We start from the raw sequence: 23,088 nt of genomic DNA, 5'->3' as shown, positions 1-23,088 counted from the left end.
TCCGCTGTAAGGTGGATACGGTCTTTTTTGTTATATTCAGCTAATCCGTAAGTTAACAGGTCAGAGCATATGATGCCGAAAACAATGAAAGCAGTGGTGACCACAGGTAATGGTGGTTATGAGCGTCTGGAGTATAAAGATGTACCTATGCCTCAGCTGCAAGCCGGTGAAGTGTTGCTGAAAGTACTTGCTGCCGGCATCAATAATACTGAGATCAACACCCGACTCGGCTGGTATTCATCATCGGTGACTGAATCGACAAACAGTGTTTCTGATGATGGCGTGACAGCCCAGGAAAGTGACGGTGGCTGGAATAAAGAAACGCCATTTCCTTTTATACAGGGCACTGATTGTTGCGGTGAGGTGGTTGATGTTGCAGCAGATGTGGATGCAGTGCTATTAGCTAAACGGGTGCTGGTGCGTGCCTGTATGCGTGAGCATGGTTATGGCTGTCTGGACAATGTCTGGATGGGGTCGGACTTTGACGGTGCCTTTGCGGAGTATGTGAAAGTACCTGCCAGTGATGTCTTTGCGGTGGAATGCGACTGGAGTGATGCCGAGTTGGGAACGATTCCCTGTGCCTACGGTACAGCGGAGAATATGCTGCACAGGGCACAGCTGCAGGCCGGCGAAGTGGTGCTGGTGACCGGTGCGTCTGGCGGCGTTGGTTCCGCGACAGTGCAGCTGGCAAAACGCCGTGGTGCAACTGTGATTGCTGTGGCGGGGGCTGATAAACATGCGGCCCTGGCTGAGCTTGGACCTGAAATGGGTGCGGACCAGTTGTTGGCACGGGATGCTGATTTACTGGCGATATTAGGTGAACAGTCAGTGGATGCTGTGGTGGATAATGTTGCCGGGGATAATTTTCCTACCATGCTCAAACTGCTGAAGCGGGGTGGGCGGTTAGTCTCTTCCGGAGCGATTGCCGGGCCAGTGGTCGACCTGGATATGCGTGATATGTATTTAAAAGATGTTCGCCTGATAGGCACAACTGCCTGGGATGAACCGGTGTTTCCGAATCTGATTTCTTACATTGAAAAAGGCGAAATTAAACCTTTGCTGGCAGCTACATTTCCGTTGGCAGAGATTGTTACTGCACAACAGTTGTTTCTGACTAAACAGCATGTGGGTAAGTTTGTACTTGTGCCGGAACATGATGGCTACGTTTGTAGGTAATATGTTGTTAAGTGAAAGTTGTAACGTGAAAGTTATTAATTAAAAGTCGCTAAGTAAAAGTTATCAGGCGTATGTTTATACAAACGGATAAAACTTACCTAATCATTTAAAAGCGGCGGTTGTGGATAAGCACCGCCGCCCTTGGGTCAGGACTGTGCCTGCATCGCTTGGTAGGTAGAGAGATACTGGGTGTTGGCCTGTTTACTGATATCTTCACGGGTTGGCTGCTGTTCACCGCTGAACGTTTCTCTGCTGTTCTGGCCTGCAAAGTGTTCATCGAAAAAAGTTTGTAAATCGTCTCCGCTGACCGTGTGACCCGTTGTGAGAGCGAATAGCTTTTTAGCAACCTCGCGCTCTTTACCCATCGAATCAATCGTGTATAGCAGGTTACCGGTGCTGATATTGGCTGTGCCATCTTCACCCACGCTGGCGATTATTTGTCCGTTTACTTTGAATACATTGTCCTGAGGTGCATTTTTCCAGGCGAATTGCTGTTGCTGATATTCAAGTTGCCGGCGCTGGTTATCTGCGGTCTTCTGACGCATGCCTGCTACCTGCTCTGCAATGTGCTGGTGGTAATCTTTGCCGCTGAACAATTGAAAAGCTTCGGCGTTGGTAGGCCCATTGCCGGGAGCGAAGCTTTCAACACGAACCCGGTTGCCATATTGGGATTGCAGTTGGCTAACCAGACTGTTGAAATCGCCGCCGTTACGCAACGAACTGGTATCAATAGCATTGTGGGATGTAACCCCCTGGCTGTCATGCATGGCGACGGCTTTTCCGTCCAGGTAAATAATAGCGCTGGTGTCTCGCTGTCCGGCCTTCCCGAGCATGTTTTGTTGGTATTCTTCCGGGGTATAGAGTGTCTGCCCGGGCATTTCTATATTGTTAAACCGTGAAGCTTCGATGGGTGTTGGCAATGGCAAGAGGTGCATAATTGACTGGCCGCTGCTGATACGTATACCGGTTGTCGTGCCTTCTGGCAGGCTGTTTCTGGCCTGCATCATTTCATCCACAGTATCGAAGATGTAATCCTGTTGAGGTGTTTTAGTCGTTGAAGCCTGTGCAGTGGTATTACTGACGCTATTTTGATTGCTGATTTGCATCCTTTTTCCCCGGGTAGAGTCGCGACTACCTGCTACGACGCATAATTTTGAAAATTAATGAATATAAACAAAGCAGTTATCGTGCCACAGGAGCTGATTACCGGGTTCGGTTAGTGTCTTTGACTGGCGGACAGGTGACAGGGCTACGTTATCAGCCCTTGCGCAACAGATAGTGTTGCCATTGCTGTTAGTTAGTTTGAGTTATGTACATGCGTGGTGGCAATAGTTTGCCTCATGAAGGTGTCTGGCTAACTTATCCGGCGATGATATGAATCGTAATTTTTACTCGGGTGCTTGTGTATATATCGGACTGTTAAGAAACGCTCGCTATACTTCACAAGTTATCTGATGGTCTCTCTTGTAAGAAGTTATGACTATATTTGTGTGACGGGATGTTCTCCGCTGACAGGTTAATTAAGACAGGAACATACATGTATAGATTGTTTTTAGCGGGGCTACTCAGCTTCGTTTTATTAATACAGAGCGGTGCTTCAGCCTGGGCAGAATCTGCTGTCAGTGATGATTCAGCCTATATCTTATATTTCGTAAATGACGGGCAGATTGAAGAAGCTGAGAGTTATCAGCCAGAAGACATTGATCACCGCCGGGCAGAGAAAATCTGGCAGGTCTTTGCCGCAATTATACCGGCGAAGCAGCTTTACAGAGTACAGGAATACTATGTTAACGGGCCGGAGAATGATGGCGGTGCTTCGGTCATTGCGGTAGACAGCGAACTGCGTGACTGGCAGCTATCAATCGATGAGAAGTCTGTTGAGTTGAATGACCGGCAGGATATGCAGGATTTAGCTTTTTTACTGATTCATGAGTTTGGCCATATTCTGACACTTAATCATGAACAGATTGATGCGGATTATATGTCCTGTGAAGCGACTATTGAGCTGGAAGAAGGCTGTGCTAAGGATAATTCCTATATTGATCTTTTTGTGAAACGTTTTTGGAATAAGGGGATGCTGACGTTTGCTAAGACTCAGGATGCAGCGACTGTTTACCGGCGTTATACGAATCACTTTGTGCATGAGTATGCGGCAACAAATCCGGTTGAGGATATTGCTGAAAGCTTCAGTATTTTCGTTGAAGAGGATGAACCTGAAAACTGTGGTGTAACAGTTGCCGATCAGAAAGTGTGCTTCTTTTATGAGTTTTCCGAGTTGATTATTCTCAGATCACAGATCAGGGCAGGAGTATCCAGCCTTTAGCGGGCCTTTCTTACTTAAGGCTGGTGGAAGTTTTCCTCCAGCCTTAAATTCATAGAACTATTCAGCTCTGTCCAACGATACTTTTTCACTTAGCAGGCAAAGCATCTCCCACATAAGAGTTGCTCCCACCAGAGCCGTGGCGCCGCTTGGGTCGAAAGGTGGAGATACCTCTACAAGGTCTGCTCCGATCAGGTTGAGGCCGCGAAGTCCGCGAACCATCTGTTGCGCTTCTACAGTGGTCAGGCCACCGATTTCCGGGGTGCCTGTGCCAGGTGCAAACACAGGGTCCAGGCAGTCAACATCGAAGCTGATATAGGTCGCCTGATCGCCAACGACTTCTCTGGCGACTTTAAGAGCACCGGCTACTCCCAGTTCAGTAAATTCTTCCATTCGCATGACTCGGATGCCTTGTTCTAGCCCCCAGTCATCATCTGTTTCGCTATACAAACCACCCCGGATACCTATCTGCACAATACGGGTCGGATCAAGCAAACCTTCTTCGATGGCGCGGCGAAAAGGCGTACCGTGGGTGTACTTACAGTCGCCAAAATAGCGATCCCAAGTATCGGTATGGGCATCAAAATGCACCATGCCCAGGGGCCCATGTTTCTTGGCCAGCGCGCGTAGTACCGGCAGGCTCACCAGATGATCACCACCGGCGCCGAGCGGAATGATGTTGTGCTCAACCATCTCGGCAACAAAGTTCTCGATCATTTCCAGTGTTGGCTCAATCGCCAGAGGATTAACGGGTGCATCGCCAAAATCGGCACAACGGGCCAGTTTAAAGGGACTGAGATTCAGTACCGGATGCACTTTACGCATCAGTGAGGATGAGTCACGAATCTGACGTGGGCCGTGACGGGCACCAGCCCTGTTAGTCGTCCCGCCATCCCAGGGGATACCGTACAGGCCTATATCGGCATCAGTAGCTTCTGCAATGCTGTAGTGGGGCAGACGCATAAAAGTAGCAATGCCTGCATAGCGTGGTACTGACTCGGATGCCAGTGGGCTGAAACGTTTGTCCTGTGTGACTGACATTGGAGCTCCTAATCTTAACAATAAAAATTTTATTGTAAGCGGGAGATAGATTCCGTTAAATGATAGTTATTGCATCTAAGGTTTACAGGTTTGGAAACTTTTAGGTAGCACTGAATGCTTTCAGTAATGCTGTACGTAACAGGTTAGGTCTGGCATCCCTACGGACAATAATTTTGAAAGGGACCTGGTAGTTTAGTGTCGTTGGTAATAGTACCCGCATAAGGCCTTTCTCTACCCAGATAGCCGCGAAATGTTCTGGTAGAAAGCCAACGTACTGCCCGCTGAGAATCAGCGTGGCAATACCTTCTACCTGATAGGAGCTAGCAGCAGCTTTTAGTTGTGGAAATTGTTCTTTCAGCAGCACTAAGTGCGTATAACTGGGGGCGATGAAGTCATGCTTACTGATAAGTGGCATATCAAGTTCAGCGTTGGGAACAGCAAATAATGGATGGCGCTGACCGCAATAAAACAAAGATGTTTCAGTATGCAAATTGTGATATTCAAGCCCGGGAAGCAGATGGTGTTGAGGGATAATTCCCATATTTGCTCTGCCTTCAATCACTGCCCGTTCTACTTCGTTAGGAGAGGCAACCTGCAGGTTGATTTTTACTTCAGGCTCTTGTTGGTGGAATGTACCTAAGACTTCTGTGACTGGTGAGTTGGCATCAGTGAGCATGTTATCGGTTAGGCAGAGTGTCAGTTCGCCGACTAAGCGACGGTGAAGTGCGTTGACGTTAGCGCGGAACTTTTCAAGATCGATCAATAGCTCCTGGGTTGTCTTATATACCAACTCGCCATGTTCGGTGAGTTGAAAACCGGAGCGTCCCCGCAGGCACAGATGCATATCCAGACGGGTTTCCAGGTCAGACATCAGCCGGCTGATGGCCGAACGGCCAATATTTAGTTCTACTTCGGCAGCAGAGAAACCGCCGCATTCTACGACGGTTTTGAATACTCGTAATAATTTCAGATCAATGTCGGCAACCTGGCCAGAAAAGCTAGTGCGTTTCATGAAGCTCACAATACAATAACTGGGTTTAGTACTAGAGTAACCGAAAAAAGCCCTGTCGGCATGAGCCGACAGGGCAATCTGTTACTTATGAAGTCTAACAGGTATATGCAGTATTAAACCTCGTCACGGCCCAGCAGGCGCAGTACGCGATTCAGTTTGTCTTTACCACCGATGCTTTCGTAGTGTTTAGGCCATACCGCAATAGTGGCCTTTTCAATCCACTCTTTTTCGCCGTTGGCAGGGTCATTGATGACCATACCTTTTTCGATTAACCGCTGTTTGATGCGAGCTTCGTTAGCGGTCAGGAATTTAGCGCTGTCTTTAGTCGCTTCTTTACCTGCTTCGATGATCGCTTGTTGTACTTCAGGCGTCTGATCCTGATATACGCTCTCGCTCATGATCAGTGGTTCGATAGAGAAGATGTAGCGAATGTTCGTTACGTACTTTTGTACGGTATCAAACTTCATCGCATCAACCGTTACATATGGGTTGTCCTGACCATCCACAACACCCTGTTGCAGAGCAGTAAAGGTTTCAGACCAGGCCATAGGTGTCGGATTACCACCCCAAGCCTTATATGTATCGATCATGATTTCGTTCTTCGGCACCCGAACGATGACCTTTTGCAGATCTTCTAAGGTTTCAATTGGTTGCTTAGAGTTCGTCAGAACCCGGAAACCAGTATAGGCCCAGCCGACGATACGAACGCTTGCGTCTTTAACCGTATTCTCAACCAGTTCTGCCCCAACTTCGCCCTGCGTTAGCATCTCTGCTTCATCCAGGCTCTGAATCACGTAAGGCAAAGTGAAAATACCGACAGTTGGTGAGAAAGGCGTTACGTTGTTGATGGCCAGGATTGAGAAATCCAGAGTACCCAGCCCGGCTTCAACTACGGTGTCTTGTTCGCTGCCAAGCTGGCTGTTCATGAACAAAGTACCGGAGTATTCTCCGTTGGTTTTTGCTTCTAATTGTTCAACGAATTTCAGACCAAATGCATGCTGTGAGCTGCCTTCGGAATCACCACCGGCAATTTTAAATTCGGTAGCTGCAAAGCTGCTGGTACAGCTGCCAATGACCAGAGCGGCGGTCAGGGAGGCGGCGGTGGCGATGTTATTTTTATATTTCATACAAACCTCAGATAGTCGTGTTGGTCTCCAGAGACCTGCAGCAGTTTGACCGCTGTTTATGCCAAGTCTGTGTCCAATCCTGCAATAAACACATTGCTTGTTAAATGCAAAAACATGAATGTTTAGTTGCTTAAAATGGAAACTTTATATTCTTAATAAAACATAAGGTAAACATGATTATGGGATTTTTATGGGGCTGTAATATTGGTTTTTCTGGGTTTTTAATGAACCAGTTTTTTCTTTAATATCTCGGGTATCAAGGGGGTTGTAGCCGTGAAAGCGTTACAAAAGTTATTGGAGACGGCTAATAAATGTACCAAATATTATGCTTTACAGTTTCAGCCTTTAGTAACGCTAGTAATTAAAACTAAATACTATTTGTGTGTTCTATTTGGAAAACTACTAGGTAGTTACGTGATATATAAGGTAACAGAATTGCAGCGTATATATGATTTTCCTAAGACCAATGGGAGTGAAAATAGACGTCATTGAGTCATAAATCATGTAGTTATTACTTTATCGCGTGTGAAGCATTTTTTATCGGTGTACTGCCGGCCACCGGCTTTTTTGATTGTTATTGTTTTACCCGATTTTGCCTTTACCTGACTATAACTTCATAGTTTAGGCTGCCGGTTTTTATACACTACCGGAAAGGATAGAGAAAAATGTCAGATATTATTTTGCAAGACAGTGAGTTTGTTGCACAGTTTGAAGATTGCAGCCTGTCGCCAACACATTTTAATCATCGTGGTCATATCAGAATTGCCTGGCTGTATTTGCAGAACAACGTTATCTCCGTAGCACTGGATAAACTGGTAACAGGTATCCGTCGTTATGCTGGCAGTCTTGATGCCGCTGATAAGTTTCATTACACCATTACCACTGCATTGTTACAGATACTGGTACTTCGACAGGCAGAATGTAAGGCCTCTGACTGGTTAACATTTATTGAAATGAACAGTGATCTGGTAACAGATGCAGAGCAATTATTATTGAGGCATTATCGAAGAGAGGTGTTGTTTTCAGATGCAGCAAAGGCTGCCTGGGTTGAGCCAGATATTCAGGCATTTGCAGCCAGTTAACAGGAAATAGCTATGTATACCGTTGGAGAGTTGAGCCGTCAGTTTGGTTTGTCCCGCAGCAGTTTACTGTATTACGACAAAATTGGTCTGTTGCAGCCAAGTGGTCGCAGTGCTGCAAATTACCGTTTGTATAGTCAGCAAGATCTACAGCGGCTGGAGGATATCTGCCGCTATCGCCAGGCAGGCCTGACACTGGAAGCAATTGCCCAGCTACTGGAAAGTGAACCGCAGTCTGCGGGAAATATCCTGCAACAGCGTTTACGGCATCTTAATCAGGAAATAGCCGAATTGCGGGAGCAACAGCAGATACTTTTAGGTTTGCTTGGCGATCCTGCGATGCAGGCACAAACCCGTGCGCTGGATAAAGACGCCTGGGTAGCGGTACTGGAAGCTAGTGGAATGGATAGCGAAGCACAACATAACTGGCACGTTCAGTTTGAACAACAGATGCCGGAAGCCCATCAGGATTTTCTTGAGTCGTTGGGAATTGATGCAGAAGAAATCAGACAGATACGGGTGTGGTCGGGAATGACTGTTAGCTAAGAGAAGCTAAAAGGAATTCGGGCTGGGATTAAGTAGGTTCGCGATCAGACTTATGTATTTAACAATAAATCTGACCGCGATAACCCAGAGTCTTTTACAGCACGTAAATTGTGCTTTAACCCATTAGGTGCTGCAGGCTTTCCAGGGTACGCTTTGTCTCTTCAGACAGTGGCATAACCGGCATGCGGCATTCTTCAGTACACAGGCCTAATAGGGACGCTGCATACTTAGGGCCAGCTGGACTTGGCTCAGCAAACATAGCATTGTGAAGCGGTGCCAGCTTGTCGTGAATGGCCAGCGCTTCAGCAAAGTTACCTTCCTGTGACGCTTTGTGCATTTGTGCACAAAGTGTTGGTGCAACGTTAGCAGTTACTGAAATGCAACCGTGACCGCCGGAGGCATTATACGCCAGTGCAGTCATATCTTCACCGGACAGGTAAGAAAATTCTTTGCTAATCTGCAGGCGTTCCTGGCAAATACGTGACAGATCACCTGTAGCGTCTTTTACGCCCACTACCCGCGGCAGTTCTGCCAGACGAGCCATTGTTTCAGGCAAGACATCAACAATCGCACGTGGCGGTATATTGTAGATAACGATTGGCAAATCAACGCTGTCGTGAACCAGTTTGAAGTGCTGGTACAGACCTTCCTGATTTGGACGGTTGTAGTAACCAGCAACGCACAACAGTGCGTCTGCACCGGCGTCTTGTGCGTGGCGGGCGTATTCAACCGCTTCTACAGGGTTGTTGGAACCAGCACCTGCTACAACAGGTACACGGCCGGCAGTTTCTTCCACAACGATTTCGATAACACGTTTGTGTTCTTGTTCATTGAGGGTTGGCGACTCACCTGTGGTACCGACAGGCACAATGCCGTTGGTGCCACGTTCGATCTGCCAGTTAACCATTTTGCGTAAGGCTTCTTCATCCAGCTGGTTGTCGCGTAATGGGGTAATAATTGCGACATAGGATCCGCGGTACATGTTCAACTCCTGGGTTTTATTGGCCGCCGCACACAAGCAAAAAAAAACCGGTGCGCCTGCGACCGGTTTTCGTATGTGATTTCTTGCAGTTTTTCGCTATTTCACACGCACGCCGAATCGCCAGAGGTTTTCCCCGGTTTATCGTTGCGTTTATCGAAAGAAGCGAAAGTTGCCAAAATTAAATCCTGTTTACTATTGGAGCAGGAATTTAGCGGGTCTTGTGGTTGCAGTCAAGTTGTTCAGAGGCTTAGTTTTAGCTTCTACGACTTTGGTATTCAGATCGTTAAAAAAACGCTTAAAAGTGACGGTTTTACAGGCTCTGCGGTATGTAATTGTATATAGCTCTGTATACAGTTTTGGGTTGTTTCAGATAGTGGCAACGATGTGTCGGTCTGGGTGGGAATAGTTATTTTGAGTCAGGCTTTGCGGTTTTGCTACAAGCACCGCAATCACGACACTTGATTCCATCGTGAATGGGAAATACAGGCAGGTCGAGTAGGATTATTGACAGAAAGGTCCAGCGGCGGCCGAATTGATAATACTCAGTATTATAGCTTTGGCAATTTGGACAGGCAGTGGTATCACAGCCCTGTTCAGCAATCAGGTTTGCTTCATCGTCTTCTTCTGCCAGTAATTCCAGTGCTGCTTCGGCCTGAGCCTGAGGTACCTGAAGCCGTACACCACCCATCGCGTTGGAGTAAAGCCATTGCATATTGATGGTGTGTTCATCAGCGATAAAAGGGGTGAGGCCTGCACATTCCAGTTTGGCGCGTGCGATATGTGCTTCATAAGGAAAAGAAAAACGTGCGATGGTAATCATATCTGTTCTCCTTTCGTGTGCTGAACATCTCTTATGAGATATAGCATTTATTGTACAGCATAGCTGTCAACGGTCTTCGCTGGGGCTGAGCTGAAACTGGTTACGGTAACTGCGGGTGAAGTGTGGTGCAGAGCTGAAGCCGCAGGCAATACCTATTTCAGCGACACTCAGATGCGACTCACGCAGTAACTGCTGTGCCCGTTCAAGGCGAATCTGCATGTAATAGCCGGTGGGTGACTTGTCCAAATGGCTGCGGAATAGCCGTTCTAGCTGGCGTACCGACAAATGAGCATGTTCTGCAAGTTCAGTAGGCGATAACGGATTTTCGATATTCGCTTCCATCTTTGCCAGTACTTTTAATAGCCGGGGATGATGAATTTTTAACCGGGCCGCCAGCCCGATTCGTTGCTTGGCTGACTTCTGCCTGATCCCACTCTGGATAAACTGCTCACAGACATTAATCGCCAGATCGTGCCCAAATTCAGCCTGAATTATGTGCAGCATCATGTCGATTGCAGCGGTGCCGCCAGCACAGGTAATCAGGTTTTTATCAATTTCAAAGAGTTCGTTACTGATTTCCACACCGGGATTATCTTCCTGAAATGCAGGAACAGCTTCCCAGTGCAGTGTAAAACGCTGATTGCGCAGCAGGTTTGCAGCGGACAGTACATAGCAGCCGGTATCCATCGCACCAAGTATTGAGCCTTTACGATAGAGTTTTTTCAGCCAGGCCAGAGTCGTCTCGTTAATGTACTTCTCAGGATTGTAGCTGGCGCACACAAACAGGTTTTTCGGGGTATCAACATCTTGGATGGATTGTGTTTGCTGAATTGCCAACTGGTTACAGGCGTTAACACTGTCACCGTCATCAGAAAGCAGTTGCCAGCGAAAGATTTCACGGCCCGCAAAGCGATTAGCGACACGTAAGGGTTCGATGGCGGAGAGTAACCCGACCATTGCGTATTCCGGCAAGAGCAGAAACGAGATGGTAAAAATGCCGTCGTGATCGGGCTTGAGAATCATAAGCGGGTTTTCCGTTTGGTCAAACTAAACTCAACTGTGACGGCACCTGCAGCAGTCATACAGCGTGATTGAGATTACTATAACTTTACAAAAATACCCTAAAAAAAGTGAATGTTTTCTTTCACATAGCGTTTTTTGTCGTGCTGGCGGTAAATTTTGTCGTCGTCGGTAAGGTTGCCATGTAACCAGGAGTTTTTAACTAAGAGCTGTTTTATCAGTTAGCTTGAGGTTCCTCGTTATATGGCAGCTGTAAATAATATATTTCAGATGTGCTGATCGAAACCGGCAGTGCCTGTTTGCTGATTATCAACAAAGTCATCCAGTTCGATGACATTACAGTCCGGGTCGCGGATAAAGATCGCCTCCATATGTGGGATTTCAAAACTGCCGGTAATCTCGATGTTGTTTTCCGTCATAAATTTCCGGGTATCGCTGAGGGAAGTGACTGTTAGGGCAACATGGGTAATGCCGGTATATTTTTCAGGCACGTCCATCAGAATATTACCTTCACCACTTACTTTCGGAGCACCAAGCAGGTTAAGAACAACGCCACTGGGATGTCGCAGAACGACTGGATGCCCTTCGTCAAAGCCGGTATCTGTCATGAACTGAAAACCGAGTAACTCGTAGAAACTGACCGACCGTGCTTTATCGCGAATACGAATGCCGATGTGATTTACGTTTTCTATATTCAACATACTGACTCTCCTTTTAGCAAACTGCCTTTAAGGATAGCCGCCTGTCAGTTCAGAGGCAGGAAATTTGCCAGGGCAGGTTGTCTGCGGTGCAATGCACATGCAGATCTGTCAGAGGAGTGTTACAGCGCCAGCCAGTGGCTGATGGTGTTTGCATGCAGCGATAAACCTCGATATCAGTGGGTAGGATATCGATAATCCCCAGTTGCTGGCCATTTAAAGCCACGCTCTGTTGCAGCGCCGAGAGCAATATATCGGTTGAAAGCGGATTTGCTCGGTGCGTTACATAGGGTGGAGCAGGGGCTTCACTGCTCTGGTCGATAATAACGACACCATTGTCAGCTTCTGTCTGGCTGAGCAGATTCCAGGAATGCGCATCTATTGCAGCATAATCAGCACGACCTTCCCGGATAAGCTGCAGGCTAGCTTCATGTGAGCCACTGACCAGATACTGATCGGCCTGCCAACCCTGAGCGTCAAACCATTCGAGTAGCGCGTTACAGCCTGAGCGGGAGCTGGGGGAGTTCACCACCAATCGTTTACCTGAACGTGGCGATGCAGCTGTAACAATGTGGCTGAAATAGTTGCCAGGGCGACAGTCCAGATCACTGAATACCGGACGTGCCACGGCAACCAGCTCGCTTGCCTGTGGTGTAAACAGATCAGGACCACAGCATTGGCTGATGAGTAATGCGCGACTTTGCCATTGCTGGTCCAATGGCGTCTGTCGGTCTAGCTGTTCAGGTAACTCTATAACGCTACTTTCTGAGCGTTGACCATAGGACTGACCCGCCAGTTGATCAGCGATTTCCACAGACAGACAGGCACGCATCGTCTGCCAGAAATTATCCAGCTGATGTTGAGTGGCAGTCAGGTCATACCAGGGAAGGCTGGCGATCAGTTTCACGAGCGTGCGGTTATCCGGGTTGCGGTTATAGGTATCAGTACAGATGCCGGGCAGGATACACGCTTCAGATTGATTACGAAATAGCCAGCGTCGCGTCGCGTAGCCAGTCGGTGAAGTGAATAACTTTAGCCAGCCCCTGACGGTCATTGACTATATCCAGCCAGTAACCGGAAGGGCCGGATACTTCAATATTGCTGAACTGAACCAGGCTACCATCAGCCAGCTCTTCATGGATCATCTGTTTATCAATAATGGCGAAGCCAGCGCCGCCTTTAGCAGTGTTGATGACCTGATCAAGCGTACTGAATTCCATCCCCCGGGCGGGGTCAATCAGGTCGAGTAATCCGGCGGCCTGTAACCAGTTGTTCCAAACCGGCAAGCGCTTACCCTGATGTAATATGTGCAATAAGTTATGGTTCTGATTTTCCAGCTGTTTTGCCTGTTCAAGCATCTGTGGTGCACATACCGGAATATGCTGTTCGAGAATTAATAGCTCGCTGTAATGCTGAGGACGGGCTGTCTGACCGAAGCGAATCTGGCAGTCAAAGGTAATCTGATCGTTGGTCTGATCCTGAATTGATAATTCGAGTTCTTTAAAACGGTTGTGAAAATCACTTAGCCGCGGTGCCAGCCAGCGTGTTGCATAGGTAGGCGGCACCAGAATATTCAGTTTCTGACGCTGATTAGGGTCACGTAATTCCTGGACAGCGCCTTCCATGAGGTTGAATGACTGTTCCAGCTTGGCAAGTAGCTGACGACCTGCGTCTGTCAGTTCCAGACGGTGGTGCAGACGAATAAACAGCGGCACACCGAGGTAATCCTCAAGTTGTTTTATCTGACGACTCACGGCTCCCTGAGTTACGTTGAGAGTATGTGCTGCTTGCGTAAAACTAAGTTGCTTACCTGCTGCTTCGAATACCCGTAAGGCATTCAGGGGAGGAAGTGCGCGCATAATTTTTATCTGGCTACTGATTTTCTCTGAGATTAGCAGTTTATCCATACCGATCAAGTGGTTAATGCGCAGATACTGATGTATGTCGTAATGATTATAGAGGCTATAACAGAAACCAGTTGAGTAATCAGTTAGTCGTTTTTACATTGGTTGCCAGAGAAGCCGTGGCTGACTGTCGAACACTGTGGTGATTGAGTGGTGTCGATGAAGGAAAGAGTGATCAGCGCTACATATAGTCTGTGTGATCTGTTTTAGTTATGCGGGGCTTAGTAAACAAGGGCAGGTTCTGGGACGTTTAACAGCGGAGGATATTACTGTGTATAAGAATACTGGCGGGCCTCATCTGGATCTGATAACAGCCCGGTATATTGCATCCTGTATAGGCAGGCTGCTGCTTTAAAACTTAAAAATCATCATCGATTTCTTCCTGTAGTTCTTCTGCAAGCGCGGGGAAGTCATTGCTATAAAATGCCTGTTTGTGTTTGGTAAAGTGGCCGCCTTCAATGTAGTAATCCCGGCTTTGATGTTCATTACTTACCGTTACCCATAGGTGGGTTTGCATCGAAGTCGCACCATCTGCCCGGGCCAGAATATTAGCGGTACCACGCACAACCCAGCCAAGCGGCAAATAACCGCGCTTCCAGTCTTCCTTTCGTTTCAGTGCCGTGACTTTAATGTTCACAGGAGCATTCGGCTGCTGGGCGGTGTAATAGATATTTTCCAGGTGCCTGTTTAACGCACGAATTTCGCCACTTTGCATTGAGCGTGCAGACATTTCTATAGCATCCGGCGTGTAAGTTACTGCTGTTACCTGTGTTTGTAACTGAGGTGGTTTGGTATCCATACAGGCGCTGAGCAGGAAAGTAACAGTCAGGGTGAGTAACAGTCGCATAGATCAGATTCCAAATAGGTAAGGAAAACGGGCAAGATAAAACAGCATTGTTGGCTGTAAAGCTTACTTCAGTGTAGATGTGACCGGGAAGTCAGGAAAAAATTTCATTACACATTTTGAGGCTGTTTTTGACAGAACTTTACAACTACATACTGCCGGCGCTTCGGATGTAGCTAAACAGCCGGCGATCAGTTTGCAGGCTGGTATTGTTGTAAGCGTGCCGGCGTAATTGGCAGATGTATAAAAGCAGCGAATAAACCCAGTGCCGCACTGATGATCAGCGCAAGATCATATGAGCCGGTCGCATCGAAAATCAGCCCGCCCCACCAACTGCCAAAAAAAGCACCGATTTGATGGCTGAACATAACAAAGCCAAATAGCGATGCGAGGTTTTTAGGTCCGAAGATTCTCGCCACAATGCCGCTGGTGAGAGGCACTGTGGATAACCATAATACCCCCATGATGACAGAGAAGAGATAGAACAGGGTTTCATCAGCGGGCATCAGCAAAAGAAGCATAATCAGGCAGGCACGCAGCCAGTAAATTAACGATAACAGCCAGGGCTTGTGCCAGCGATCTCCCGCCCAACCAGCGAGAATAACTCCGGCAACATTTGCTAAGCCGATCAGTGCGATGGATTCAGATGCTACTGATGCCGGTAAACCACAGTAAGCAACAATTCCGGACATGTGCACTGATAAAAATGCGATGTGAAAACCGCAGACAAAGAATCCCAGGTTTAGCAGTTGATAATCCCGTACTTTAAAAGCGGCAAGAATATCCCGCCAGTTGACGCCTGATGAAGCAACTGCGGAGTTCGTAGGAACATCAGTGGAGGCTGCAGAAGAATTTTGATTTTTAGGCGGTAACAAAGCCCGGGAAAAGAGCATGATCAGAATGATACTGGAGGCAAATATCAGAAATATTTCTGACCAGTTATATTCCGCGTCGATCTGCCCCAGTGCAAATGCATAGAGAAACTGCCCGAGCGAACCGCCAGCACTGGCAATGCCTAAAGCAAAAGTGCGGTTGTGTTCAGCGAAGCGTTTGCCGACGGCTGCCAGGGCAAGCGGATAAGTTGTTGCGCCCACACCAACACCAATTAATAAGGCGTTACCGGCAAAGAACATCCAGCCGTTTTCGGCCAGCGCCGCGAGAATCATACCTGCTGCGTAGAGCAGGGCGCCGACTGACATTACCCGAAATAATCCATAGCGTTCAGCCAGCAAACCCGCGAAAGGTGCAACAGCGCCCCACAGTAGATTTTGTACGGCAAAGCCAAAAGATAGTTCGGCCCGGGGTAAGTTAAGATCCAGGCTGATTTCCGGCAGCATGATTCCGGTTGTCTGGCGAATGCCCATGTTTACTGCAAGAATGATGGCTGCTGCAGCAACTACAAACCAAGGGCTGGAAAGAATGCGATTCATTGTCTTAAGCCGTTCCTGATATCGGTGTGTAAGTAAGTTGCTGGCTATCCTGAAGTAATGATGTAATTCTGACAAATGATAAATAGCCCGGATATAGAATAGAAAATCTCTCTTATGGATACAGCACCAATTAAAGCGATACATTATTTTTGTGTCGCGGCCCGGCATATGAGTTTTAAAACTGCAGCCGAAGAATTGTCGATAACACCTGGTGCAGTCAGCCAACAGGTCCGGATTCTGGAAAGCTGGTTGGGCGCTGCATTGTTTGAACGTGGCACTCGGGTGATTCGCCTGACCCGTATGGGTGAAGATTACTTTAAAAGAGTAGACCATCAGTTAAATGAATTACTGGGTGTGAGTCACTCAATATCCCGTCAGTCACGGCGGCGTCAGGTTAAACTCGCTTTGCCTCCGGGCTTTGCACAACAATGCTTTGCACCCCGGTTAGCAGCATTTTTTCAGCGTTATCCACAGTTAGAATTACAGACCAATGTCTCTGTTTTACCGGAAGCGTTGAATGGTGAACACAACGAGTTGGCGGTTAGGCATTTAAGTACACCTACTAGCGGGCTTGTGTGCGAAAAACTGCAGGATGTTTGCCTGATGCCGGTTTGCTCGACGGCGTATTTGCATAGCCATCCGTTGCTTAAAGTAAAATTACAGAATGTATCAGACGCTGAACATAACGGATTTAAAGCGATGACATCAGCAGATTGCTGTCTGATTTATAACCAGCAGCAACCGGACTGGCACAAAGTCTATCCGTTGCTAAATATTAATCCGGATCTTGAGCGGGTTTATCACTGTAATACCAGCGTTAATGTACTGGATGCTGTACGCCATCATGTAGGAATAGGTTTGCTGGAAGGATCACTGATCGAGCGGGAGCTTGCCAGTGGCGAATTGGTAGGCCTGTTAAATGAACCTTTGCCAGCCAGCCGGCATATGTATTTGGTCCATAGTGATAACGTGTTACTCAGTGATGATGCCTTGCTGGTTAAAGAATGGCTGCTGGAGAGCTTTGGTGGCCGTTCTGATAGTAAGAACAAAGGTAAATAGATAACAGAAAGTATAAAAAGGGGCCTGCAAAGCAGAGCCCCTTTACCCATTGGCAATCGTTTATCTGTTGTTATACAAATATCTGGTAGTTATCTTTTTTAGCTCTTACCTTTCCATGGCACCAGTCGGTCTTCGGCTTTACGCATCAGAATCTCGATGCTGTAACCGATGATGCCGATAATAACGATACCCATAATAACGATATCGGTTTGCTGGAATTTGGATGCAGCAATAATCATCTTGCCGGCGCCTTTTTCAGCAGCAACCAGTTCGGCAGCGACTACGGTTCCCCAGCAGACACCCATAGCAACCCGGGCACCGGTAAAGATCTCCGGCAGGGAGTTGGGCAGAATAACTTTGCTTAAAACCTGGCGTTTGGAAGCCCCCAGTGAATAGGCCGCATGCACCTTAGTAATGTTTACTCCGGACACACCAGCACGGGCAGCAATGGTCATGATCCACAGGGATGCCAGGAATAACAGGCTGATTTTGCCCTGTTCCCAGATACCGAACCAGATGATAACCAATGGAATCAGTGCCAGTGGTGGTACCGGGCGCATAAACTCAACGATCGGATCGAACCAGCCGCGTAGCCAGCCATTCAGGCCCATGGCGAAGCCCAGTGGAATACCGAACAGACAGCCCAGCAGGAAGCCTATTATGACCCGGGTCATAGACCAGCCTACGTTCTGTGCCAAGCTGACATTCTGATAGCCTTCGGCGGCAATGCTGATAATTTTTTCAACCACTGCTTCCGGTGCAGGTAGCCAGATTGCTTCCATCTGCCAGCCTGCATTCGGCGTAAATGACAAGCTACCTTTAGCGGTCATACGTACGGTGCCGTGATCGACATTAAGCGTCGTGCCAGGGCTGATCTGCTGATGATCCACATGGGTGATTTTATAGCCCTGCTGGTCGCCGCCCCGATCATTTTTTTGTGCTTTAAGCAGCTTGCTACGGGAAACCGGCACGATCAGCTGATCGTCACTGGCGAATCCCTGAGCTGTATCCAGATTAAAATTATGCGCCGGGGTTTCGGCGTCTTTTACCTGTACATGTACGGTAGCGGTGGCTGTTTTGCCCAGTGTGTTTTCAGCTGTATAGGTGAAGCTGGTGTTGCCACTGAAAGGACCCGGTACATGTAAGGGCACAATTTTTGAACCTGTGAATACACCCCAGATAAGGAAGATAGTGATAACCGCCAGAACCGAAGCGACCCGGTTAGCTGTGACCGCGCTTTCATCACCAAAGGTGACAGTTTTACGGCTGGTGAAGTCTGCATGTTGTGGGCGGAATTGTGATACTAGGCTGAACGCCATGTAACAAAAACCGCTAATACCAACATACAGGGAAAAGATGATAGCGATACCGACCGCCAGAGACAGGGTGTCGGAACTGAGAGCGAGAAATTCCTGCCACATACTAAGCCTCCTTACGGCCCATGATTTCTTCTTCCATATCCCAGATCATGCCGAGAATTTCTTCCCGTTTGATTGCAAAATCAGGATGCTTCTTAACTTCACGCAGATCGGCGCGGGCGCCCAGTTCTGCAAATGGAAGCTGATATTCTTTGTGGATGCGACCAGGGCGGGGTGCCATTACCAGTAGGCGTTCGCCCAGCAGGAGAGCTTCTTCCACAGAGTGGGTGATGAGAATGATGGTCTTACCGGTCTTCTTCCAGATATCCAGTACCAGGCTTTGCATTTTTTCCCGGGTCAGGGCATCCAGTGCGCCCAATGGTTCGTCCATTAAAATGACATCCGGGTCATTGGCAAGACAGCGTGCCAGTGCGACTCGTTGCTGCATGCCGCCGGACAGCTCATAAATCATTTTTTCACCGAAGTCGTGCAGGCCAACGATTTCAAGTAATTCATCTACCCGGGCATTGATGGTGTTTTCATTAGTGCCTTTCATACGGGGGCCAAAGCCGATGTTTTCCCGGACGCTCATCCATTCAAATAGCGCACCTTGCTGGAAGACCATGCCCCGTTCACGGCCGGGTCCAAGCACTTCTGTATCAGGTGCATCATCATGGTTGAGAATGACATGGCCTGAGGTTGGTGCAAGAAAACCGGCGAGAATGTTGAGCAGTGTACTTTTACCGCAACCGGAGGGCCCAAGCACCGACATCAGCTCACCTTTTTTTAGTTCGAGGTTGATATCTTTCAGGGCTTCAACGGCGCTGCCGTCAGGCAGGTCGAAGGTCATGCAGACGGCGTTTATTTTTAATCCTGACATGGTGATTTCACTTCTACAGATTCAACAGAGGGTGCAGCAACTACGCTCGGTTCACCGAATGCAGTTGCTGTACCGGACGATCACAGCTGGCTGCTGGCTTGCAGATAAGATGCGTTCACCGCGTCGTCGTAAGACGCACGGGCCTGTGGGATCGTGCCTTGCTTAGTGAAGAAATCAGCGACTTCTTTCAGGTATACCTGCAGATCGCCGCCTAACCATGCCTGGCTCAGCTGCTGATCACGGGCTGGGAAGTTGAAACCTGCCAGCGTGCCACTTGCGGCGGCTTCGTCCATACCGGCGGCCTTAGCAATGGTTGGCAACATAGTGTCAGGTTGTGCTTTGTAACGGCTGTTCATACTGGCAGTTACGTCAAGGAACTTAGCAATCAGTTCCGGGTATTCATCACCGAAGCTGGATGGAATTACCGTCGCATCGAAAACTTTAATGCCAATGGCTTCTTTTTCAGCACCAGTCAGCAAAACGTTACCGTGTTCCTTCATGCGCTTAAGAGCACCGCCCCAGCCGCAGACCATATCCAGATTACCGTTCGCAAAAGCAGCGGCGGCATCAGGTGGCGCCATATCAACAACTTTCATACCGGCGGTATCAACACCGAAATATTCCATTTGTTTGAGGAAACCGTAGTGAGCGGCTGTACCAATTGGCACGCCGACTTCCTTACCCGCCAGTTCTTTGGCATTGGTTTTGTCGATTTCCAGGTCTTCACGGACGACGCAGTTATCGTTCTCAGAGTAAGCAACGGCTACATCTATGATTTGCAGATCCTGGCCAGCAGATGCCGCCACTACGAAAGGTGGGATGCCCTGTGAGAATGAGATCTGCACATCGCCGGATGCCATTGCTGCAGACATAGCGGTGCCTGAATCAAAAGATACCCAATTGATCTTAACGTCCATGGCTTCTTCATAAGCCTTGGTGCTTTGAGCAAACAGGTTAGGGGTTGGCCACTCAAGAAAGTAGGCAACAGTAATTTCGTCACGGGCTTGTGCCGTTGTGCTCAGGGCAGCGGTCAGTGCTGCGCCCATCAGAGTATGCTTCAGTACAGTTTTAGTCTTCTGGTAGTGCATAGGTACTCCATATTATAAAGTTCAGACTCAGTGCCGTTTTACAGGCTGAATCCGGTGTTATTGTTATTTTCAACTTCGCGTCTGGATCGGTTTTTTCCTCTTTCCGGGTTGGGCTGTTGGGCTTATTTTTAGGTTACAAAAAAGGCTAAAAAACCCCGGCCAGGCCGGGGAATCAGGAGTTGCTCGGTTTATGCTTTGAGTAGGGCGTTGCTTGGGTCGTAGGCACAGCCTTTAATCCGGTGGGCCGGATAGGTCTTGCCCAGAACTTTCACACTCAACTCTGCGTTTAATGCGGAACGACGTACGTATGCCAGTGCCAGGCTTTGCTGGATACGGTGGCCGTAACCACCGGAACTGACCTGGCCGACGACTTCACCGTTGCAGTAGACAGGTTCCATGCCTGTGCTGGCGTCAATATCAGTACTGTCGATGCTCAGCAATACCAGGCGGTGCTCGTCATCACCGCGGGACTCTGCCAGCGCTGCTTTGCCTTCAAATTCGCGGCCTTCAGTTTTAACAAAATAACTGAGGTTGGCTTCGCGGCTGTTGAATTCAAGATTCAGATCGTGACCCCACATCGGATAGCCTTTTTCCAGTCGCAGACTGTCCATAGCCCGCAGACCGAAGTCGCCAATTCCGTGCGCTGCGCCGGCTTCCATCAGGGCATCGTAAAGTGCCAGCTGATGTTCAATCGGGTGGTGCAGTTCCCAGCCCAGTTCGCCAACGAAGTTCATACGCAGGGCACGAACCGGCACGCCAGCTACTTCAATTTGCTGCCCGGTAAACCATGGGAAGTTGTCGTTATCCAGCGGTGTATCTGTCAGTTTGGACAGAATCTTGCGGGCTTCAGGGCCTGCCAGTACTAAGGTGCCGTAGTTGCGGGTAATGTTATCCAGCTGTACTGAGTTATCGGCAGGTAAACGCTGACGCAACCAGTCTTCTACCAGTAATTCAGCCGCAGCCGGTGCCATGATGTAGTAGTGCTGATCAGCCAGTTTGGTGATGGAATATTCCCAGGCGATACCACCGTTACGGCTCAGCGGGTGAGACAGGGTGATAGCACCGACTTCCTGTGGTGTCTGATTAGGGGAAATCGACTCCAGCCAGTTGTAAGCACCCGCACCGCTGATCTCAAATTTTGTGAAAGGTGACAGATCGATAACGCCGGCTTTTTCCTGAACCAGGCGGCATTCTTCTGCAACCGCTTCAAACCAGTTACCACGACGGAAGCTGTGAACTTCAGTGGCAGGCTGGCCGGCAGGTGCAAACCAGCTGGCACGTTCCCAGCCAAAGTAAGCACCACAGACTGCGTTCTTCTGCTGTTGGCGCAGCAATGCCGGTACGGTTTTCTGATCCCGCTTAGCCGGACGCATTGCGTATTCGTTTGCAAAACCCAACTGGTATTCGTTGGCATAGACTTCTGTAGCTTTGGCAACGGTGTATTCGTGGTTGGCGTAGTCGCCAAAACGACGTGGATCCAGTTCGAAGAAATCCAGTTCCGGATGACCATCAACAATCCACTGGGCCATGAAATGACCTGCACCACCGCCCTGAACGATACCGAAGTTAAAACCGGTACAGACGAAGTAGTTGTCATAGCCGTGTACCGGGCCAATCAGTGGGTGGCCATCTGGAGTATACGTGATCGGGCCGTTAACCACGGTTTTGATACCGGCTTTGCCGATAATCTCGACCTGCTCCATCGCCGTGCACATGATGTCTTCAATACGTTCCAGATCAGCGGGTAACAGTTCCTGACCGAATGCTTTAGGCACACCGTCTACTGCCCATGGAATCCCGCCTGGCTCATATGGACCGAGGATCAGGCCTTTGCCTTCCTGACGCAGGTAGTAAGACACATCAGGGTCACGCAGCATTGGAATCATATGATCCAACTCTTCAAGTTCCGGAATGTTGTCCGTTACCAGGAACTGATGCTCCATTGAGCACATTGGCAGGTGATGGCCAACCATGGATGCCACTTCGTTGGCACGGAAACCGGCCGCGTTAACAATGATGCCGGCGTCGATGACGCCTTTCGCTGTGGTGACTGTCCAGCGGCCGTTTGGCTGTTGCTCAATGCTTTCTACCGGATTTTGACGCACGATAGTTGCACCAGCAGCACGGGCACGGGTTGCCATGGCGTTAGTGATTGTAGTCGGGTCGATGTGACCATCGTCCGGATCCCACATACCGCCCAGCAGGCCTTCGGTGTTGAGGTGTGGATAAAGTTCTTTCAGGCGGTCGGTATCAACCATTTCCAGACGCAGGCCGGCCATTTCGCCCATGGCAACAACCCGCTCGAACTCATCCATTCGGTCCTGAGTGTGTGCCAGGCGTACCGCGCCAGTCTGGTGGTGGGAAACTCCACCTTCGTTTTCCTGCTGCAGTCTGGCATACAGGCTGATGCTGTATTGCTGTAGCTTCATGATGTTGTAGCTGTTGCTGAAGTGCGGCAGGTTACCGGCAGCGTGCCAGGTAGAACCGGCAGTCAGCTCAAGTTTTTCAGTCAGCATCACGTCTGTCCAGCCCATCTGAGTCAGGTGGTAGAGGGTGCTGACGCCGGCGATACCGCCGCCGATGATTAATACATCAGTGGTGTTCTTCATTGTTATTTTAATCCTGTTTGTGGTGCATGGTCGGGTGGGTTGATACAGCATCTCGCCACTTGTTGACCGGATGATTCCATGCTAAATATCCCTGT

At 48.7% G+C, this 23,088-nt stretch carries 21 protein-coding genes; 5 read left to right on the top strand and 16 right to left on the bottom strand.

Annotation, left to right across the window (positions count from 1 at the left end):
• Positions 1 to 69: 69 nt before the first annotated feature.
• Positions 70 to 1,176 carry an alcohol dehydrogenase family protein gene (locus tag OCU49_RS19760; protein WP_261842263.1) on the top strand — a complete coding sequence of 369 codons (1,107 nt, stop codon included), beginning with the start codon at positions 70 to 72 and terminating at the stop codon, positions 1,174 to 1,176.
• 146 nt (positions 1,177 to 1,322) lie between these two features.
• Here OCU49_RS19760 and OCU49_RS19755 read toward each other — a convergent pair whose 3' ends face one another.
• The gene (locus OCU49_RS19755; protein WP_261842262.1) at positions 1,323 to 2,282 is read right to left on the bottom strand and encodes a hypothetical protein; all 960 of its coding nucleotides are present in this window, start codon (positions 2,280 to 2,282) and stop codon (positions 1,323 to 1,325) included.
• Between the two features lie 431 nt (positions 2,283 to 2,713).
• On the opposite strand from OCU49_RS19755, the gene OCU49_RS19750 reads away from it, so the two are divergent.
• Positions 2,714 to 3,499 carry a hypothetical protein gene (locus OCU49_RS19750; protein WP_261842261.1) on the top strand — a complete coding sequence of 262 codons (786 nt, stop codon included), beginning with the start codon at positions 2,714 to 2,716 and terminating at the stop codon, positions 3,497 to 3,499.
• A gap of 57 nt (positions 3,500 to 3,556) precedes the next feature.
• On the opposite strand, the gene speB is transcribed toward OCU49_RS19750, so the two are convergent.
• The 3 genes from speB to OCU49_RS19735 all read right to left on the bottom strand — a co-directional run bounded on the left by speB (position 3,557) and on the right by OCU49_RS19735 (position 6,676).
• A complete protein-coding gene (gene speB / locus OCU49_RS19745; RefSeq protein ID WP_261842260.1) occupies positions 3,557 to 4,537 on the bottom strand; it encodes an agmatinase in 981 nt (326 codons plus the stop codon).
• Between the two features lie 100 nt (positions 4,538 to 4,637).
• Complete coding sequence (locus OCU49_RS19740; RefSeq protein ID WP_261842259.1) at positions 4,638 to 5,549, bottom strand: LysR family transcriptional regulator; 912 nt, start codon at positions 5,547 to 5,549, stop codon at positions 4,638 to 4,640.
• A 113-nt stretch (positions 5,550 to 5,662) separates the two neighbouring features.
• Positions 5,663 to 6,676: a TRAP transporter substrate-binding protein gene (locus OCU49_RS19735; RefSeq protein ID WP_261842258.1), complete on the bottom strand. Its 1,014-nt coding sequence runs from the start codon at positions 6,674 to 6,676 to the stop codon at positions 5,663 to 5,665.
• A 665-nt stretch (positions 6,677 to 7,341) separates the two neighbouring features.
• Between OCU49_RS19735 and OCU49_RS19730 the strand changes: the two genes are divergently transcribed.
• Entirely contained in the window at positions 7,342 to 7,758 is a 417-nt protein-coding gene (locus tag OCU49_RS19730; RefSeq protein ID WP_261842257.1) for a hypothetical protein, read from the top strand.
• Between the two features lie 12 nt (positions 7,759 to 7,770).
• Entirely contained in the window at positions 7,771 to 8,301 is a 531-nt protein-coding gene (locus OCU49_RS19725; RefSeq protein WP_261842256.1) for a MerR family transcriptional regulator, read from the top strand.
• 115 nt (positions 8,302 to 8,416) lie between these two features.
• On the opposite strand, the gene dapA is transcribed toward OCU49_RS19725, so the two are convergent.
• From dapA to OCU49_RS19685, 8 genes are all read right to left on the bottom strand, one after another.
• Positions 8,417 to 9,283: a 4-hydroxy-tetrahydrodipicolinate synthase gene (gene dapA / locus OCU49_RS19720; RefSeq protein WP_261842255.1), complete on the bottom strand. Its 867-nt coding sequence runs from the start codon at positions 9,281 to 9,283 to the stop codon at positions 8,417 to 8,419.
• A 406-nt stretch (positions 9,284 to 9,689) separates the two neighbouring features.
• On the bottom strand, positions 9,690 to 10,103 hold the full coding sequence (locus OCU49_RS19715) for a putative signal transducing protein (protein WP_261842254.1): 414 nt from the start codon (positions 10,101 to 10,103) through the stop codon (positions 9,690 to 9,692).
• Between the two features lie 66 nt (positions 10,104 to 10,169).
• Positions 10,170 to 11,126 (bottom strand): GlxA family transcriptional regulator, encoded by a 957-nt coding sequence (locus OCU49_RS19710; protein ID WP_261842253.1) that lies wholly within the window; start codon positions 11,124 to 11,126, stop codon positions 10,170 to 10,172.
• A 263-nt stretch (positions 11,127 to 11,389) separates the two neighbouring features.
• On the bottom strand, positions 11,390 to 11,824 hold the full coding sequence (locus OCU49_RS19705; protein WP_261842252.1) for a VOC family protein: 435 nt from the start codon (positions 11,822 to 11,824) through the stop codon (positions 11,390 to 11,392).
• A 49-nt stretch (positions 11,825 to 11,873) separates the two neighbouring features.
• A complete protein-coding gene (locus OCU49_RS19700; protein ID WP_261842251.1) occupies positions 11,874 to 12,875 on the bottom strand; it encodes a PhnD/SsuA/transferrin family substrate-binding protein in 1,002 nt (333 codons plus the stop codon).
• Entirely contained in the window at positions 12,802 to 13,680 is an 879-nt protein-coding gene (locus OCU49_RS19695; RefSeq protein WP_261842250.1) for a LysR family transcriptional regulator, read from the bottom strand. The genes OCU49_RS19700 and OCU49_RS19695 overlap by 74 nt, the downstream gene beginning before the upstream one ends.
• A 403-nt stretch (positions 13,681 to 14,083) precedes the next feature.
• Complete coding sequence (locus OCU49_RS19690; protein ID WP_261842249.1) at positions 14,084 to 14,572, bottom strand: hypothetical protein; 489 nt, start codon at positions 14,570 to 14,572, stop codon at positions 14,084 to 14,086.
• A 188-nt stretch (positions 14,573 to 14,760) separates the two neighbouring features.
• On the bottom strand, positions 14,761 to 15,999 hold the full coding sequence (locus tag OCU49_RS19685; RefSeq protein ID WP_261842248.1) for an MFS transporter: 1,239 nt from the start codon (positions 15,997 to 15,999) through the stop codon (positions 14,761 to 14,763).
• 114 nt (positions 16,000 to 16,113) lie between these two features.
• Between OCU49_RS19685 and OCU49_RS19680 the strand changes: the two genes are divergently transcribed.
• Positions 16,114 to 17,058: a LysR substrate-binding domain-containing protein gene (locus OCU49_RS19680; RefSeq protein WP_261842247.1), complete on the top strand. Its 945-nt coding sequence runs from the start codon at positions 16,114 to 16,116 to the stop codon at positions 17,056 to 17,058.
• A 98-nt stretch (positions 17,059 to 17,156) separates the two neighbouring features.
• On the opposite strand, the gene OCU49_RS19675 is transcribed toward OCU49_RS19680, so the two are convergent.
• From OCU49_RS19675 to OCU49_RS19660, 4 genes are all read right to left on the bottom strand, one after another.
• Positions 17,157 to 18,479: an ABC transporter permease gene (locus OCU49_RS19675; RefSeq protein WP_261842246.1), complete on the bottom strand. Its 1,323-nt coding sequence runs from the start codon at positions 18,477 to 18,479 to the stop codon at positions 17,157 to 17,159.
• Position 18,480: 1 nt separating this feature from the next.
• The gene (locus tag OCU49_RS19670; RefSeq protein WP_261842245.1) at positions 18,481 to 19,296 is read right to left on the bottom strand and encodes an ATP-binding cassette domain-containing protein; all 816 of its coding nucleotides are present in this window, start codon (positions 19,294 to 19,296) and stop codon (positions 18,481 to 18,483) included.
• Positions 19,297 to 19,376: 80 nt separating this feature from the next.
• The gene (locus tag OCU49_RS19665; protein ID WP_261842244.1) at positions 19,377 to 20,384 is read right to left on the bottom strand and encodes a taurine ABC transporter substrate-binding protein; all 1,008 of its coding nucleotides are present in this window, start codon (positions 20,382 to 20,384) and stop codon (positions 19,377 to 19,379) included.
• A 188-nt stretch (positions 20,385 to 20,572) separates the two neighbouring features.
• Positions 20,573 to 22,993, bottom strand: coding sequence for a GcvT family protein (locus OCU49_RS19660; protein WP_261842243.1), 2,421 nt, complete (start codon positions 22,991 to 22,993; stop codon positions 20,573 to 20,575).
• Positions 22,994 to 23,088 lie beyond the last annotated feature (95 nt).

The organism is Aliamphritea ceti (genome assembly GCF_024347215.1).
Taxonomy (GTDB): domain Bacteria; phylum Pseudomonadota; class Gammaproteobacteria; order Pseudomonadales; family Balneatricaceae; genus Amphritea; species Amphritea ceti.
This window is presented reverse-complemented; position numbering and strand designations above follow the sequence as displayed.